The following is a 16,856-nucleotide window of genomic DNA, read 5'->3' as shown; positions in this document are numbered from 1 at the left end:
CCGCGTTCTATAACGGTGTTTATAACGGATAGTCGGTATATAAATGAAGACGTTTGATCAGCAGGCTGAGCGGCTGTGATTTTGGCTTGTATTTGTGTTTCACCGACGACGCATCGTAATCCTGCAATTCCCCGAGTTTTGGCACCTGCATTACCGGCGAGCGCAGACACAGCGCAATCAGCGGCAGCGGGCAGGGATGTTGCACCTGCTTCTGACTGTTGCGGTACCACACACGCGCAATCGGCTGGACTTTCACCGGACGTTTAAATTTCAGCGCCGCATGTTCAGGCAGGCGCTTAACGTCATTCATCTCGCGGTTAATATTTTCCATCCACTGTTCGCGGGTGTACGGCGAAACCGCGCGCCCGGCGTTCAGGCTTTTTTCCAGCTGGGCCAGCACTTCATCACGCGTGACGTTTTTAATGATGTGTTTATTTGCCCAGCCAAACCGCACGGAATCCGGGTCATTCAGAAAGTTGACCGAGCGGTAAGCGTTTAACGTAATCAGCCCGCGCAGGTGAGTATGAACAAATTCGAAGCGCTGCTCGCGGGCAAGACCTGATTCCACGGTCACAATATGCTCCAGCTCGGCCTTTAATTTGTTCACTTCTTCAATCAGCAGCAGGGCGGACTGATGCTCGGCTTCATCCACCGCATAACACAGCACGCCGGGCAGACGGACGGCAGATTTACTGCTCACATTCTCGTTGTTGTGATGGATGAACAGACGCTGAAAATGCTGTAACGCCAGTTGGTGAGCGGCTTCTCCGGTGAAAGGCGTCACCTGAATTTTATCCGCAGGATTATGTTCTTCGCCTTTGGCAATCTCTGGCAAAGCAAACACTCTGGCCTGCAATAATTCCAGCTGATTCAGGAAATTCCCCAGATCGTGCAAAGCCAGTTCCAGTTCGTTAAAACAACCGTTCATCCGGGCAATTAAATCATAATCCGCCATAAACCCTCCAGTTAGTTACAACATACAGTTTATGCCATAATTAAAAACCGTGCACACCTGACCTTCAGTTTTTTAATCAATATCGGAATTAATGCCGTTAAGCAGGGAAAAAGGGCCGGTTTAAACCGGCGTGGCTTTATCGTAAGCTTGCTCCTCACATCGCCATAAGGGCTGCCATGAACTCTGAATTTCCTGATGATTTACCACGTTGCCCGTGGGGCGATAATGACCCGATGATGCGCGATTACCACGATCGCGAATGGGGAAAACCCGTCCGCGACAGTCGTGCCTTATGGGAAAAGCTGATGCTGGACGGTTTCCAGGCGGGCTTATCGTGGCGGATTGTACTGAAAAAACGCGAGGCTTTGCGGCAGGCATTTTACCATTTCGACCCGCAGAAAGTGGCTGAATTTACTGAAGAAGATATCGAGAGATTGGTCAATGACGCCGCCATTATCCGCTCGCGCAGCAAGATCACCGCAGTGATTAAAAATGCCCGTGCGTATCTGGCCATGCAGGCGTCAGGCGAAGAGTTTGGTGACTGGATTTGGGGGCAAATTGGCGGTCAGGCCATTCAACATACCGGCCCGGTTCCCACGAAAGATGCACTGTCAGAACGGATTTCGAAAGATCTGAAGAAGAGGGGATTTACCTTCGTCGGCCCGACGATTGTTTATGCCTGGATGGAAGCGACGGGCCTGATCAATACGCATCATCCGGACTGCTTTCGTCGCGCTCAGGTTGCGAAAGAAACCTGAAGTCAGTTGATTTATAGACAAAAATATCAATGACTATGGTTTTTTTGATATTGTGACGGTGTCACGAAAAGTTGTCTGACAAACGCCCGTCGCAGGATATCGACGCTGGAAAATCCGCATTCCGCCGCGATTTGTTTCACCCCCAGCTCGCCAGTTTCCAGCAGCTGACGCGCGTGAAATACACGCTGCTGTTCAAGCCATTCGGCCGGTGACTGGTTCAGTTCCTGATTGAATAAACGGGTCATGTGGCGGGCGCTGATCCCCATATGTGTGGCGAGACTTTGCACATTATGCGGCTGATCCAGAGAATTCAGCACCCAGCGCTGAACGTCCTGCAAAGCAGAACGCCCGCTTAACGAAGCCTGCCCATGGCGGCTAAATTGTAACTGGCCGCCGGGGCGTTTGAAAAACATCACCAGCTGCGCGGCAACGTCGAGTGCCGTTTCCCGCCCGAGATCTTCCTCTACCATATTTAATGCCAAATCCAGCCCGGAGGTTACGCCAGCTGCAGTGCGCAGTTCAGCATCGGCAATAAAAATGGCGTCAGCTTCTACGGTTACCTGTGGATATTCCTGATGAAGCCGTTCCGCGACAGTCCAGTGTGTGGTGACGCGACGCCCGTTGATTAATCCGGCGGCCGCAAGCAGCATCGCGCCGCTGCAAACCGAACCGAAACGCTGTGCGTGATGGCTCCACCGGCAAATATTTGCATGCAGCTTTTCGTCTGAAATGAAGCTGTCGAGCACCGGCGCACCGGCAACCAGGAAGGTGTCAAGCACGTAGGGAAGCGGGGCGTCGAGTGTCAGATCGGCCAGCAGACGGGCGCCGGAAGATGAAACAACGATCGGATCGGCCACGGCCATCACGCTGAGTTTATACACCTCACGCCCGCGTTGCTGATTTGCCTCAGCGAAAACGTCCAGCGGGCCGGAGACATCCAGCAACTGAACGCCGGGCACGGCCAGAATGATGATGTGTTTGGGCATGAGATGATTTCCTGTCGCAGAATGCGGTTATGTCCTTAATCATCACATTACGACGATTGATGACATTCATAGTGAAGCTTATTCTGGACTCATTCAACCCCACCGGAGAAATATTATGAGTCTGAACATTCAGGGTATCCGCATTCCCGACAGCAAAATGGCGCGCGAAGCCACCGAACTGGTGCGCGATACAGAAACCGATTTACTGTTTCATCATTCCAGCCGTGTGTATTACTGGGCGGCGCTTGCCGGTCAGCAACGTCAGCTGAAAGTCGATCACGAATTGCTGTATATCGGCTGTATGTTCCACGACATGGGGCTGACCCACGAAAATTGTAGCTGCGATAAACGCTTTGAAGTGGACGGCGCAAACGCGGCCCGCAAATTCATGCAGCAACACGGCGTCAGCACGCAGGATATTGATAAAGTCTGGACCGCGATTGCCTTGCACACTACGCCGGGGATCCCTGAATTTATGGATCCGGTCATTGCGCTGGTGACAGCGGGTGTGGAAATGGACGTTCTCGGGATTAATTATCAGGGCTACGAAGACGTTGTGCGAAATGCCGTTGTGGATGCGCATCCGCGGACACCGGCATTTAAAGAAGACATCATTCAGGCATTTTATGATGGCATCAAAAACAGACCGCAAACCACATTTGGCAACGTGAAAGCGGACGTCATCGCCGACAAAGAACCCGATTTCATCAGAGGCAATTTCTGTTCGGTGATCCGCGGATCCCGCTGGCAGGGGTAAGAAGAAAAGGGCGCACCGGTCAAAATGCCGGTGCGTTTTACTCCCGTATAAAACAGTCAGGCCAGCCGAAACTCGATCATAAACAGTGATTTCAGACCCGGATAAATCTCGCTGATCACCTGTTTCAGCTCAGGTAATGTCATGTTTTCCTGCACGGCATGGGCGTCATTCAGCTCGTCAAACTGTACCGGCGTAACGTCGATAATCTCGATATTGCAGAAGAAAACGTTGTCTTCATAACGACTTACGTGAACACGGTCGCCCGCCTCAAAATCAGCATCGCTGGCTTCACGGAGCGTGATCGTTTTGCGCCCGGCGAGAATATCGGCCTCGAAACGACCGTAAAAAGTGATGTCTTTCATCAGATGTTATCCCTCAGGGCTAAGTAAAGTCTTCAACGCCACATCATACGAAGCATGCCGGTAAAATCAACAAACGCATTGATAAATATGATAAAAAAGTGATGAATTACGAACAAATTCAAATCTTTCGCTGACAGACGCTGAGGTCGCGTGAGACACTCAGAATTCATGTAGCGCGATCAAATAAAGGTCAGAAAGGAAAGAAAATGGACGATATTTCGGCGAAAAATATCATTTCACTGTATCAGCGACATGCTGATATCTGGGATAAATTACGCAAAGACCAGCGATTCGAGCAGGCGTGGCTGGACAGTTTTCTGTCACTGATCCCGTCAGAAGGCCGCATTCTGGACATTGGCTGCGGGGCAGGAAAACCCATCGCGGAATATTTTGTAGAACGTCATTTTTCAGTGACAGGCGTCGATGCTTCAGAGCCGATGATTTCCATTTGCCGTGAACGTTTCCCGGAACAGCGCTGGCAGGTTGCCGATATGCGTTCGTTATCGCTGAACGAGAAGTTCGACGGGCTGATTGCCTGGGACAGCTTTTTCCATCTGACGCGTGATGATCAGCGCGCCATGTTTGCCATCTTTGAGCAACATGCAAATCCTGGTGCAGCATTGATGTTCACCAGCGGTCCGGGCAACGGCGAAGCAATTGGCACATTCGAAGGAGAAGATCTTTATCATGCAAGTCTGGCTCCGGAAGAATACCGCGCGCTGTTTGATGCACATGGTTTCAGGGAAGTGAAGATGGTTGCCGAAGACCCGACATGTGCAGGACATACCATCTGGCTGGCACAGTTCAAAGGCTGAGATATTAAGTGAAGTGGTGAAAGCTGCCGGTATGAAAGGATATGAGGCTGGCAGATTTCAAGCAATGGCGTGCTGATACTTAACATAATGTAATACCGGATTAAGTGCGCATAATGTATATTATGTTAAATGCGATTACCCGTAATGAACTCACCGTCAAACAACCTTCTCTCCTGCCATTTCGTTCCTTCTTCATGACTCTCCGTCTGCACAGTGATCTTCAATATCGCCATAATGCACGGCCAGCCAGATGGTGATTTCATTTGCGGCTGTCCATTCCACCCGGTGTTTGCATAACGCCGGAATGTTGGTGCAATCACCAGCGTGCATGACCCGCGCCTGCGTTTCGTTTTCAAATCGTAATGCGGCTGAGCCTTGCAAAACCGTGACCCACTCGCCTTGTGTCTGGCAATACCAGAAATCTGGCGGACTTGCCTGGCCGGTCGAAACAATTCTTTCGATACGAACACCCGGCATGTTTAACAGCACGTCGAAGGATTCATTTTCCTGCGCACTGGCAGTTTCCGGTAAACCGGCGAACAAATTAGACAGCATGCGGACTCTCCTTTCTGCGGATTTCAGCCGGTGCAAAATGACAACGCTACGTGAATTCTAAATTTCTGGCAGTACCATAATGCTGAAAAATTCACGTAGCGCATTCTTCATTTTGGCCGGTTTTGGCTATAACCCGGCATAAACCTTCTCGACCTTCGCCATATATCTCGGCGCCTGCGGTGCCGGATGATACTGACGGACATGCCAGTTAAAGGCTTCCGGCGACAGCTGGTTGATCATCTGAATCGCGGTCTGGCGGTTTGAGGAGAACGTTCGCAACAAAGCGCCGGCACCGTTGGCGTAAGCCACTTCCGTGGCATATCGACGCGTCAGCGGATCGTTAATCCAGTTTAATTGCTGATGCTGTAATCCGCTGAGATATGCCGTACCTAAGTCAATATTGGTTTCCGGGTCACGCAACTGGCGGTCACTCGGACAACCGCGTTTGCCTTTATACCGGTAAGCATCGCAGCCGCTGGTCGAGGCTTTAAGTTGCATCAGGCCAATGGCATTCGACGGGCTGACAGCGTCGGGATTGTAGCTGGACTCAACCTGAATGATTGCTTTAATCAGTTTCCGGTCGACTTTGTAATTATCCGCCGCATCTTCAATTTCATCGTCATAAGCGTGGGTATCGTATTTTTTATAATGCGTTTTGCTTGAGCAACCCGCCAGAATCATCAGCATGATCAAGAGGCTGATCCGTGACGGCTGTTTGAGTAATGAATTCATGAAATCTCACGGTGGAATACGCCATTTTGGACGCTGACAAGATACTCTTAACGTCCCTGAGTATCATGGTTTAATTCAATTTTTTCACGTTTTACGTGTCTTTTGTTGATGCGATTTCCATGCAGGATGTCGGCGGCAAACTGTTGAAAATTCTGGCCATGCTGATGGGAAAAAAGAGGTTTATAGCCCCTTCTTTCCTGCCAGACAGTATAATCAGACACCGCAGCCAGGCGGTGTTTTTACTTATGCTACAGACAGACACCTTGTGTTGAATAATAAATTGTATGTTGTAACTAAATAGCTGCATTTTGAACGAAACGCGTTATTCCTGCGGCCCTATTTTCATAAACGGGTTATAGGCTATTTCCCACAGATGTCCGTCCGGATCGGCGAAGTAACCGGAATATCCGCCCCAGAATACTTTCTGCCCTGGTTTGATCAGCTTACCGCCCGCTTTCACTGCCTGCGCCAATACCGCGTCTACTTTGGCTTCACTGGCAACGGTCTGCGCCAGCGCCATTCCGCGAAATCCCTCACCTTTAGGGCTGAGTTCAGCATCTTTGGCCAGCTCATCCCACGGGAACAGTGACAACCACGCCCCTGCCAGTTCAAAAAAACTCACACCGTCAGAGTCAATAACCACTTTGGGGAACCCCAGACCGTTCTGATAAAACTCCGTGGCGACGGCTAAGTCTTTCACGCCGAGCGTAATCATATTGATGACAGGTTGCATAATTTGCTCCAGTGCTATTGATAATAAAAATCCCACAAACAGTCTTTTACAGGCTTCTCGACAGGCAGGCGTAACGCGTATACTCTTTTTTTCTCTCAGGGATGATGAGCCCCCGATGGATTACGATATAGCAATTATTGGCTTAGGCCCTGCCGGTGCAACACTCGCCAGGCTGCTCAAACCGGGTTTGAAAGTTCTGGCCCTCGACAAAAAACAGCAATGCGGTGAGGAAGGTTTTCAGAAACCGTGTGGCGGTTTACTGGCAACCGATGCACAGCGCTCGTTTGTTCGGTTTGGTGTCAATCTTCCCACATCAGTATTGGCCGATCCGCAGATATTTAGCGTAAAAACCTATGATTTGCAGACCCGGCTCATTCGTAATTATCAACGTACTTACGTGAATATCAATCGTCACCGGTTCGATTTGTGGCTTAAAACACTGATTCCCGCCAGCGTTGATATCAGGCATGACAGCCTGTGCCGCAAAATAACCCGCCGCGATGATGGCCTTTATCACCTTCGTTTTACTGATAGCGGCACTGAACAGGAGGCTGTGGTGAAATATGTGGTGGGTGCTGACGGCGCAAACTCTATGCTGCGCCGTATGCTCTATCCTGATCATGAAATCCGCAAATATCTCTCGATACAACAATGGTTTGTCGATAAACACCCGGTGCCGTTTTACTCCTGCATTTTTGATAATGCGGTAACGGACTGCTATGCGTGGAGTATGTCCAAGGATGGGTATTTCATTCTGGGCGGCGCATTTGCGATGAAGAACGGCAATCAGCAATTTGAAACGCTGAAAACCCGGCTGGAGCCTTATTCCTTCACGTTCGGCGACGTGGTTAAAACCGAGAAATGTATCGTGCTCTGCCCGTCGAAAATGACCGATTTCCGCTGCGGCAAAGACAATGTTTTCCTGATTGGCGAAGCCGCCGGTTTCATCAGCGCCAGTTCTCTGGAAGGTATCAGTTACGCGTTTGACAGCGCTGAGATCCTGAGCAAAATCCTCAACGCGGAACACGCTTTCCCGCACCGGGCTTATCAGAAAGGGACGCTTAAACTCCGCCTGAAATTGTTCGGCAAGATTGTCAAAGCGGCAATTCTGACGTCTCCGCTGTTGCGCGGGCTGATCATGAGAAGCAAGATTTCACATGTCGACATGACCACACAGAAATAAAATCTAACCCTCCGCCGTTTTTGAGGTAACAGGATGGAGGTTTTCCTGTTGTCTCAAAAATGTTAATGAAGCCCTGAGATTTAGGCCGAATGTTGCTGATCGTGCTAATCTTACATCACTGAAAACCTGCTTACGCCCGACTGTGAGGAATCTTTGACCACTTTACGCCGCCGCCCGGAAGCCTCTGTCCCCAGGCTTCGTTTCCTCCCGGAAACCCTTCACATCGGCCGTCAGTTACGCACTTATTGTGATGCCCGTTTCAAAACGATTGGGCTGACACTCGCCAGGGGACAAGTACTGTTGCACCTCGAAGCTGCCAAAGGCCGTCTGCCTCAGGGAGAGCTCACCGCCCTGCTGGAAGTTGAGCATCCGACCGCCATCCGCCTGTTTGACAGCCTTTCCGAGCTGGGTTTGCTGGAACGCTGCCCCGGAGATTCAGACCGCCGCTCGAAAGACATTAAGCTGACAGAAGCCGGAACTGAGCTCGCCAATCAGGTTCGCAGCATGACCGATGACATTTTGATCCGCGTTATGGAAGGCATTCCGGATAAAGATATTGATGTCGCCCGCGACGTTCTCGCCTGCATCACCGCCAATATCGCCGCGCTTTAGTGGCGTTTTCCCCTCCCCGGTTTCTTTGCTTTTCATCTGAGTGAATCAGCTTACGTGACAATATCGGCGTAATACCGCTGCGCGACGTCCGGATGAGAACGCAGCCGCCCTTTAAGATAGTTAAACCCGACATCGCGGAATAGCGGATTAAGCGGATCGCTGGCATCGCCACGGGCTTCTTTCGCCAGTTCCGGCGGCAGCGGGAATAACGGCACCACGGCATCCAGTTGCGCGCCGAGGAAAAAGGCCAGCGACAGCCTTTCGCCTTCGGCAGGCGGAGACACCACGCGGTGAACTGTCGCACGCAAGTAACCGTTGGTCGCAAGCTCCAGCAGTTCGCCGATATTCACCACCAGCGTGTCTGCGACCGGCAGCGCGTCCACCCACTCATTTTCTTCCACTTCGACCTGCAAACCACGCTGTTCGTCCTGCAATAAAAAGCTCAGGAATCCCGAATCTTTATGCGCGCCGACGCCCTGATTTCCCGCGCCAGCCGCGCGCCCCGGATAGCGAATCAGCTTGATGTGTTCGTTGGGTTTTTCGCCATAAAGCGGGTCAAAGGCGTCTTCCGGCAGTCTCAGCGCCAGCGCAAAAGCGCGTAATAAACGCAGCGACATCGCCGTCATTTCTCTCTGCCAGCGCAGCAACAGCGGGCGTAATTCGGGCAACGCTTCCGGCCACTGATTAGGCCCCTGCAATCTCGCCCAGGCCGGCGTTTCTCCGCTCACCGGCAATTTTGGCCGTTCGGCTCCGAGATCAAACTGTTCGCGCCAGTCCGGCTGACCGCGTGTGATTTCTGATGCCGCTCGGTTATAGCCGCGAAAATGCGGAGAATTGATCATAGCGACGGCCAGTTTTTCTTCTTCCGGCAAGGCAAAGAATTTCCGCGCCACGCGCTGCACGTCATTAAGCAACGTGGCATCCACACCGTGATTTTTCAGATAGAAGAATCCAATTTCGCGGGCGGCATAGCGCAGCTGCGACAAAAACGCTTCACGATCTTCTGGCGTACCGGAAAACTGGCTGAAATCGACCAAAGGGATAGTTGTTGAAGTCTGGCTCATTGCTTGCTCCGCCGTGATGATTGCTGATAATCATCAACGCTATCACAGCGCCGGAGCGGGCGACCAATAGCCAGATAATCTGGTTTATGCTTCGCGGTTATGAACAAACTGCGGGGGATATTAATCAGTTATAACGGGTCCTTCCGTGGACCATGCCGGTTAGCGGGAACCGAGATAACGGTAAACCACCGCCAGATCCTGATCGCCATAACCACCCTCGACGGCGGCCTGCCAGGTTTCACTGATACGCTTCATCACCGGCAGATCAAGCTTACTGCCTGCATCTATCGCCAGATTGATGTCTTTCAGCGCCCAGGTCAGCTGCATCTGCGGGGTATAATCACCGCTTTTGAACATCGCCATTTTGCCTTTGATGTACGGCGCAGCCAGCGGACCGCCATCAAGCACGTCCCACAGGTCATCCGGCGTAAAGCCCAGTTCTTCGGCCAGTTGGGTACTTTCTGCGATGCCTTCCATCATGGCAATCAGCCACGCGTTAACCACCAGCTTCATTTTAGAGGCGCGACCGGCTTCCCCCAGCCATTTCGTCGCTTTGGAAATCGCGGCAAACACCTTTTCAACGGCCGCGCCCGCCTCGCGATCACCGCTGGCCAGCACCACAATTTGCGCCTGTTCTGCGGGCGCTTTGGTGCCAGAAACCGGCGCATCAAAGAACACCACGTCCGGGCGCTGTGCTTTAATCAGCGCAATCAGGGATTCTGTCGCATCGACGCCCAGCGTGCCCATCTGCGCGATAATTCCGCCCTGCTTAAGCCCGGCCAGAAGGCCGTTGTCGCCCTGATAAACCTCCAGAGACGTTTTGCCATCAGACAGCATGGTAATCACCACATCGGCACCTTCTGCGGTTTCACGCGGTGTCTGGCCGCGTTGCGCGCCTGCATTCACCAGATCGTCACCACGCGATGCTGTCCGGTTCCACACGCGGGTGGTGAAACCTTTTTTAAGCAGATTGGCGGCAAATGCATGTCCCATCGCCCCCAAACCGAGCACCGCGACTACAGGTTGCTGACTCATGTTTTATTCCTTGTGCAAACGTTAAGTGTATTCAAAAGGCTATCATCGCAGACTCTGCGGCGGAACTGGCTTCTGTAACCAGATGCAACAGAAGGGCTTATAATACTTAACCTCTGTTGGCGAAGTGGCGTAACATACGCGCTTTCGTGCCGGGGTTTAACAAAAATGCCCCGGCAACTCTGATTTGACTGAGAATTTTCAGGAGTCGCAGCACTATGAGTAAAGTCGTTCTAATCGGGATCATTTCCGTCATTTTCGCCCTGATGGTGCTGATGTTGGGCTCGGTCTATGTGTATCCGTGGTGGATGCAGCGCACTACCGAAGGCGCGTGCAGCACCATCACCAAAGATAACGCCATCGACACCGTGACCCGCGATTACATGCAAAACCGTATTCCCAACTGGGGCAATGATAAAGACAATATGGGCACATCCGTGCCGGTGTTGAATTTCATCAGCGATGATGTAAAAGAAGATAAAGGTACTTACCACATTCCGTTCAGCGCCAAAGGGCCAAACGGCACACTGGGTTATGTGGCGCACTTCAACTGCTCAAACCATTACGTGAAATATTCTACCGTCGAATAATGCCCGCTTTTCCTCCCCTTCACCGGGGAGGATACCGTCAGTCCCTTCCTTTTCCCGCGCCAGCCCTGTTCCCTTTGCATAAATGTAACTATTGAAATTGTTAAATTTGTTTCCCTTTGTAAACTCCTTGATTAGAATGCAAACTGTTATCATTTGCATTTAATGCTTTTTTGTTATTTTTCAGGGATATTCACATGTCTGGTATAAAAGCCCCACGCCGGGCGGCCAGCGGATTCAATAAATCCGTGCTGGCCTTGGCTATTTTGCACTGTTCCCCCCTTCTGGCCGCAACACAAACGGCTGAAGACTCTATCACCGTCAATGCCCAGGCTAACGCGCTGGATACCACCGATTACAGCGCGTCTCAAAGCTCGACGGCCAGCAAAGGCGATACGCCACTGAGTGAAACGCCGCAGTCCGTCAGCGTCGTCACGCAGTCGATGATTCAGGATTACGACGTCACCTCGCTCGATGACGCCATGAAGTTCGTCAGCGGCGTCACGCAGGGCAATACGCTGGGCGGCACGGAAGACGGTTTCGTGAAACGCGGATTTGGTGCCAACAGCGACGGTTCTATTCTGATTGACGGCGTGCGCAGTAATCAGGGGCTGGGTTTTGATTCGACTATCGATCACATCGAAGTGCTGAAAGGATCGGCGTCTCTGCTTTACGGGATCCAAAACCCCGGCGGCGTGATCAACATGATCAGCAAAAAGCCGCAGTATGACTGGAATACCCGCGTCAGTGGCCGCACCGGCGGTTTCGGCGGCGGCGCGGGGACGATTGACGTCACCGGTCCGCTGGGCAACGGTTTTGCGTTCCGCATGATCGCTGAACGTCAGTATGAAGATTACTGGCGTAACTTTGGCAGCGACTCGCATACCCTGCTCGCGCCCTCCCTGAGCTGGTTCGGTGAAAAAGCCAGTTTCAACGTCAGTTATCAGGAATACAAATACGATATTCCCTATGACCGTGGAACCGCGTTCATCAACGGCAAACCGGTCGATATTCCGTACAACCGCCGTCTGGATGAACTGGCAAACCACGCCTGGGGCAAAACCAAACGTCTGAATACCACCTGGGAATATCAGGTCAGCGACGACTGGAAAACCCGTCTGACGTACGCCTGGCAGCAACGCCGTTATGACAGCAATGAAGTGCGCGCCACTGCCGTGAATACGGAAACCGGCGCTGTCACCCGCCGCGCCGATGCCAACCGCGGTTTTAACCATCAGACCAGTTACACGTCATGGGACTGGATTGGCAATCAGAACATCTTCGGCATGATGAATGACCTGCTGATTGGCGTCGATTACGAGAAGAACGAAACGTATAAGCAGTATTCTTATCGTGGCAAAACCTTCAGCACGTTCAATATGTACGATCCGGTGTACGGCGTGGAGCCGGTGACCAACAGCAGCACCTATTCCGACAGCAACAGTAATCTGCGCAATACGCTCTACAACAAATCCATCTATCTGAAAGACAGTATTCATCTGACCGATAAATGGATTGGCGTCGTGGGCGGCCGTTATCAGCATTACAACCAGAAGCAGTCGTACGGTTTCGTGACACCGACGCAAAGTCTGGACGATACCGATAACAAGTTTCTGCCACAAATTGGCGTGGTGTATAAGCTGACGGATGACCTGTCGTTCTACGCCAACTACAGCAAGTCGTTCACGCCATCGACGGACACGGACGATGACGGCAACGTCTCCAAACCTGAGCTGGGCACGACATACGAAGTCGGCACCAAGTGGCAGATTTCGCCACGTCTGGATGCCACGCTGGCGGTGTACCGTATTGATGAGGAAGATATGTCGGTCTACATCAACGGCGTGACGCGCAATATCCCGAAAGCGCGGTCAACCGGTGCGGAAATCGAGCTTAACGGTGAAATCGCCAAAGACTGGAATGTCACCGCCAATTACAGCTATGACAAAACCGAAATCACCGAAGATAACGTGAACTCATCCAACGTCGGTAACCGTCTGGTGAATGCCCCGACCAATATGGGCAGCCTGTATCTCAGCCATACCCTGCGCTGGTCAATGGTGCCGGGAGATATTCGTATTGGCGGCGGTGCGCGTTACGTCGGCAACCGTGCCGGTGACCCGGAAAACAGTTTCACTATGCCGGATTACACCGTGGCTGATGCCTTTGTGGCCTGGGACAATCAGCTGCTGGGCAAACATACGCAGATTAAGCTGAACATGAATAACCTGTTCGACAAAGAATATTACTCGTCGAGCGCCGGAAACCTGCGCGTGATTGAAGGCGAGCCCCGCAACGTGGTGCTCTCTGCGGCGGTAGATTTCTGATAACAGCGTGAACTCCATAAACAAAACCGGCACGCCATTGTGCCGGTTTTTTATTGCCTGTAATTCAGGAGGTTGTGGCGGAATTATTTCGCTGGCGGCAGCGTACTCCAGTAGGTGCCGCTGAACGGAACCGGCAGAAACTGCGTATACAGTTCTTTCATGGTTTCCTGCGGATCGACATCTTTAAACAGTTGCGGATACAGCGCTTTGGCGAAGACTTCCACGTCAACCAGGTGATACGGGCTGAGATAGAAATTATGCCAGACGCTGTACGCCCGCCCTTCGCGCACGGCTTTCAGCGTGGAAAGCACCGGCTGTTTATCCATAATCTGCCGGAAACTTTGCTCCGCTTCCTGCTGCGTAACCTGCGGCCCCAGCATCAGATTCGACACCCTTTTCCCTTCCGGTCCCGCCATGCCCGTTGTGATATACACATCCGGGTTGGCCATAATCACTTTCTCTGCGTTCAGATCCCCGTACACGCTGCCAAAAGCGTTTTTGGCGATGTTATCCCCCCGGCAAACGCCAGCAGATCGGCGAGATTCCCGTGAGAAACCGTGGTGCAGCACCCTTCACGGCGACCCAGATGCAATTGCAGCATCACCGTCTGGCGTTTGCCCTGGTACGCCGCGATACGTTCACGGACGCGGTTCATATGCTGCTGATAGAAAGCGATAAAGCGCGCCGCTTTTTCCGGATGGTTCAGCACGTCGCCAAGCAGCTTCACGCTGGGGATCGTGTTATGCAACTGATCCACGCGCAGATCGACGTAGATCACCGGGATCCCCGCATGGGTCAGCGTGACTTCCATCTGGTCACGATCGGTTTGTTTCTTGGCATACACCGGCAAAATCACCAGATCGGGTTTCAGCGCTATCACCTTCTCGGCGTTCAGCTGCCTATAGTTGTTTTGTCCGAGCAGCGGAATCGTGGCGATTTCCGGAAACGCTTTCACGTACATAGCCCAGCTCTGCGCATCAAGCTGCGCCATATCGCCCGGCCAGCCAATCACGTGCTGCGCGGGGTTGCCGTCCTGCACCAGCGCCAGCGTATACAACATGCGACTTTCGCCCACCACGATACGCTGCGGATTATCCGGCACGGTCACCGTACGGTTGGAAATATCGGTCACGGTTCTGGCCTGCGCCAGGCCGGAAAATAACAGACAGGAAACCAGCAGAGACTGAGTGAACTTACGCATAACACCTCAAAACCCATCACAAAGGCTGAGATGATAATGATTATCGTTATTTGCTGCAATGTGATGATTGCCCCCGACGATAGGGTTTGCTTACGCGCCCGCGCCAGTTTGCAGCGACGCCTGACCGTAATTCGACTACACTGGTAGCCACTTTCCTCACAGGACGCAGTAATGATGAAAAGACTGACACAACAAGATATGACGGAAAGCGAACAACGCGAGCTGAAAACGTTGCTCGACAAAGCCCGCAAAGCACAGGGCCGTGAGCTGACCAATTCGGAAAACAACCGGATTAAAGATGATTACATCGACACGCTGATGGCGGAGAAAGAAAAAGTGGCCGCGCGAGCGCGTGCTGAAAAACGCCGTAACAAAGCGGTTCCAAGCACGTCAGCGACTTATGACTGGACTGCCCGCACCCATCCGCGCGGTCGTCGTTAAGAAAAAAGTGACCCTCTTCGTGCATTACGCAGAGGGTCAGCCCCGGCTCGTCAATTCAACGTTTTGACTTCAGTCACTGAAAACCAATACTCCCGTCTTTCCCCGCAGCCGCACCAGACCGTCTTCACAGTCCAGATACACCTCTTCGCCACACCCGGAAAACGCCAGCAAAAATTCATTTTATGGATTAGCTAATATGCAATTCACACATAAAAATGTGCGATGGGATCCAGCGTCGCCGGTGGAATTGTTTTATCGTGTGGAGACGCATAACGTCTATTTTCTGATATTGAGTCCTGATGAAAATTGAAGATCTGACCGCTTTTGTGGCGGTTATCCGGTTGCAGTCAACGCGACTTGCGGCCGATGAGCTTGGGCTGACGCAGCCGGCAATTACCCGCCGGGTGCAGAATTTCGAAGAGTCGCTGGGTATTCCGCTGTTAAACCGCCAGACCAAACCCCTGAAACCGACGCTGATGGGCAACCGCGTTTATCAGCAGTGCCGTCATATTCTGCGTGAAGTGGATGCACTCAGCGATCTGGTCGCCGCCGACAGCCCGCCTTCTGGCCTGTTACGTCTGGCCGTGCCACAAAGCCTGAGCGAAGGCAGCCTGCTTCCCGCGCTGAAAAGCCTTTCCGCGCAGTTCCCCGATATCCAGCCGCGCCTGTCCAGCGGCTGGAGCGAGGAGTTGTTGTTACGCGTTCAGCGTCAGGAACTGGAAGCCGCCGTGGTGCTGTTTCCCGCCAGCAAGCAGTTTCCCGAAGGCGTGGAAAACCAGCCACTCGGCGCGGTTGACCTGGTGGTTGTCGGCCCGAAAACCACCGGCGGCCTGCCACAACGGCTGGAAGATTGTTATCAGCGCGGCTGGATCCTCAATCCCGAAGGCTGTGGTTTTCGCGCCGCCCTGCAACGCGCCCTGACCGAACAGGGCTTGCCGCTGCTCATCAATCTGGAAGCTTTTGGCACCACGCTCCAGTTATCGCTGATCGCCGAAGGCCGCGGGCTGGGACTGATGCCCAAACCGCTGGTCGAACGCCATCCGCTGCGGGATCAGCTAGAAATTTATGCCCTGAAAGATTTCGCCCCGCGAAGCCAGCTGTGGCTGGTGTATCCGAATGTCCCGGCGAGCCAGGTTCCGGCGATTGATGCGTTTGCAGCGGCGGTAGCCGGGGGACTCGATCTTGGGCTCGCCACCCAACCGGGCTAAAACCTTGGGTTATTAGCCAAACTGGCCTTAATTTCAAATTCAACACCTTGGGTTGCCACCCAAACCGGCCTCAAGGAGCGCCTATCGCCGCGCCCCTTGAGAATCCCGGGCTCTAAACTCCGCGCTTTCGCTCGCTGGGTATGTTTCAGCAAATCCTGCTAGTGCCGCAAACGCCGCCGCTGCGCGGTACTTTTGCTTCGGGTTCGAACCTGCTCGAAAAAAGACTCTCGCTGTTTCTCACCACTCGCTCAACGTCGTTTTGAAAGCGGCCAGGGGCTATGTAATTCGGAAGATCGATGCTGGCTGATTTTGAATTGAAAAGCCTCCAGCCGCTTTCAGAAAACTTGCTGAATGAGTGTTTCGAGACCTAAGGCTCGAAGACCGAAATGAAGGTACCGCACAGCGGCAAGATTTCGCGGCAATAGCTGTGGCACCTGAAACAGTGCCAGCGAGCGATAGCGCGGAGTTAAGAGCCTGGGGGGTCTTGGGGGGTGGCGGCGATATGCCGCCCCCCAAGTCGGTGTGGGCCGACGCCCACGACCTTGAAT

At 52.7% G+C, this 16,856-nt stretch carries 17 protein-coding genes and 1 pseudogene; 9 read left to right on the top strand and 9 right to left on the bottom strand.

Annotated elements, in window-relative coordinates:
* Positions 1-19: 19 nt before the first annotated feature.
* Positions 20-955: a DNA replication terminus site-binding protein gene (tus, locus tag BV494_RS06025; RefSeq protein WP_104922032.1), complete on the bottom strand. Its 936-nt coding sequence runs from the start codon at positions 953-955 to the stop codon at positions 20-22.
* Positions 956-1,131: 176 nt separating this feature from the next.
* Between tus and BV494_RS06020 the strand changes: the two genes are divergently transcribed.
* A complete protein-coding gene (locus BV494_RS06020) occupies positions 1,132-1,713 on the top strand; it encodes a DNA-3-methyladenine glycosylase I (RefSeq protein WP_104922031.1) in 582 nt (193 codons plus the stop codon).
* Positions 1,714-1,739: 26 nt separating this feature from the next.
* Here the strand turns inward: BV494_RS06020 and BV494_RS06015 are convergent, their stop codons facing one another.
* Complete coding sequence (locus BV494_RS06015; RefSeq protein WP_104922030.1) at positions 1,740-2,699, bottom strand: GlxA family transcriptional regulator; 960 nt, start codon at positions 2,697-2,699, stop codon at positions 1,740-1,742.
* Positions 2,700-2,814: 115 nt separating this feature from the next.
* Between BV494_RS06015 and BV494_RS06010 the strand changes: the two genes are divergently transcribed.
* Positions 2,815-3,456 (top strand): HD domain-containing protein, encoded by a 642-nt coding sequence (locus tag BV494_RS06010; RefSeq protein ID WP_104922029.1) that lies wholly within the window; start codon positions 2,815-2,817, stop codon positions 3,454-3,456.
* A 56-nt stretch (positions 3,457-3,512) separates the two neighbouring features.
* Here BV494_RS06010 and yqfB read toward each other — a convergent pair whose 3' ends face one another.
* Positions 3,513-3,821, bottom strand: coding sequence for a N(4)-acetylcytidine aminohydrolase (gene yqfB, locus BV494_RS06005; protein ID WP_104922028.1), 309 nt, complete (start codon positions 3,819-3,821; stop codon positions 3,513-3,515).
* A 203-nt stretch (positions 3,822-4,024) separates the two neighbouring features.
* Between yqfB and BV494_RS06000 the strand changes: the two genes are divergently transcribed.
* A complete protein-coding gene (locus BV494_RS06000) occupies positions 4,025-4,633 on the top strand; it encodes a class I SAM-dependent DNA methyltransferase (RefSeq protein WP_104922027.1) in 609 nt (202 codons plus the stop codon).
* Positions 4,634-4,825: 192 nt separating this feature from the next.
* On the opposite strand, the gene BV494_RS05995 is transcribed toward BV494_RS06000, so the two are convergent.
* The 3 genes from BV494_RS05995 to BV494_RS05985 all read right to left on the bottom strand — a co-directional run bounded on the left by BV494_RS05995 (position 4,826) and on the right by BV494_RS05985 (position 6,653).
* Complete coding sequence (locus BV494_RS05995; RefSeq protein WP_104922026.1) at positions 4,826-5,188, bottom strand: cupin domain-containing protein; 363 nt, start codon at positions 5,186-5,188, stop codon at positions 4,826-4,828.
* 126 nt (positions 5,189-5,314) lie between these two features.
* Entirely contained in the window at positions 5,315-5,920 is a 606-nt protein-coding gene (locus BV494_RS05990; protein ID WP_104922025.1) for a transglycosylase SLT domain-containing protein, read from the bottom strand.
* A gap of 322 nt (positions 5,921-6,242) precedes the next feature.
* Positions 6,243-6,653: a VOC family protein gene (locus BV494_RS05985; RefSeq protein ID WP_104922024.1), complete on the bottom strand. Its 411-nt coding sequence runs from the start codon at positions 6,651-6,653 to the stop codon at positions 6,243-6,245.
* A 115-nt stretch (positions 6,654-6,768) separates the two neighbouring features.
* Here BV494_RS05985 and BV494_RS05980 point away from each other — a divergent pair, with 115 nt between their 5' ends.
* On the top strand, positions 6,769-7,836 hold the full coding sequence (locus tag BV494_RS05980; protein WP_104922023.1) for an FAD-binding protein: 1,068 nt from the start codon (positions 6,769-6,771) through the stop codon (positions 7,834-7,836).
* 153 nt (positions 7,837-7,989) lie between these two features.
* Positions 7,990-8,448, top strand: coding sequence for a MarR family winged helix-turn-helix transcriptional regulator (locus BV494_RS05975; RefSeq protein WP_104922022.1), 459 nt, complete (start codon positions 7,990-7,992; stop codon positions 8,446-8,448).
* Between the two features lie 50 nt (positions 8,449-8,498).
* On the opposite strand, the gene BV494_RS05970 is transcribed toward BV494_RS05975, so the two are convergent.
* Positions 8,499-9,512 (bottom strand): isopenicillin N synthase family dioxygenase, encoded by a 1,014-nt coding sequence (locus BV494_RS05970; protein WP_104922021.1) that lies wholly within the window; start codon positions 9,510-9,512, stop codon positions 8,499-8,501.
* A gap of 159 nt (positions 9,513-9,671) precedes the next feature.
* Positions 9,672-10,547: an NAD(P)-dependent oxidoreductase gene (locus BV494_RS05965; protein WP_104922020.1), complete on the bottom strand. Its 876-nt coding sequence runs from the start codon at positions 10,545-10,547 to the stop codon at positions 9,672-9,674.
* A gap of 215 nt (positions 10,548-10,762) precedes the next feature.
* On the opposite strand from BV494_RS05965, the gene BV494_RS05960 reads away from it, so the two are divergent.
* The gene (locus tag BV494_RS05960; RefSeq protein WP_104922019.1) at positions 10,763-11,134 is read left to right on the top strand and encodes a YebF family protein; all 372 of its coding nucleotides are present in this window, start codon (positions 10,763-10,765) and stop codon (positions 11,132-11,134) included.
* 194 nt (positions 11,135-11,328) lie between these two features.
* Positions 11,329-13,458, top strand: a complete 2,130-nt coding sequence (locus BV494_RS05955; protein WP_104922018.1) for a TonB-dependent siderophore receptor — start codon at positions 11,329-11,331, stop codon at positions 13,456-13,458.
* An 83-nt stretch (positions 13,459-13,541) separates the two neighbouring features.
* Here BV494_RS05955 and BV494_RS05950 read toward each other — a convergent pair.
* Positions 13,542-14,659, bottom strand: a pseudogene (locus BV494_RS05950) (ABC transporter substrate-binding protein).
* Positions 14,660-14,833: 174 nt separating this feature from the next.
* On the opposite strand from BV494_RS05950, the gene BV494_RS05945 reads away from it, so the two are divergent.
* A complete protein-coding gene (locus BV494_RS05945) occupies positions 14,834-15,100 on the top strand; it encodes a YjbD family protein (RefSeq protein ID WP_104924725.1) in 267 nt (88 codons plus the stop codon).
* 299 nt (positions 15,101-15,399) lie between these two features.
* A complete protein-coding gene (locus tag BV494_RS05940; RefSeq protein WP_104922017.1) occupies positions 15,400-16,308 on the top strand; it encodes a LysR family transcriptional regulator in 909 nt (302 codons plus the stop codon).
* Positions 16,309-16,856 lie beyond the last annotated feature (548 nt).

The organism is Rahnella sikkimica (genome assembly GCF_002951615.1).
Lineage (GTDB): Bacteria > Pseudomonadota > Gammaproteobacteria > Enterobacterales > Enterobacteriaceae > Rahnella > Rahnella sikkimica.
This window is presented reverse-complemented; position numbering and strand designations above follow the sequence as displayed.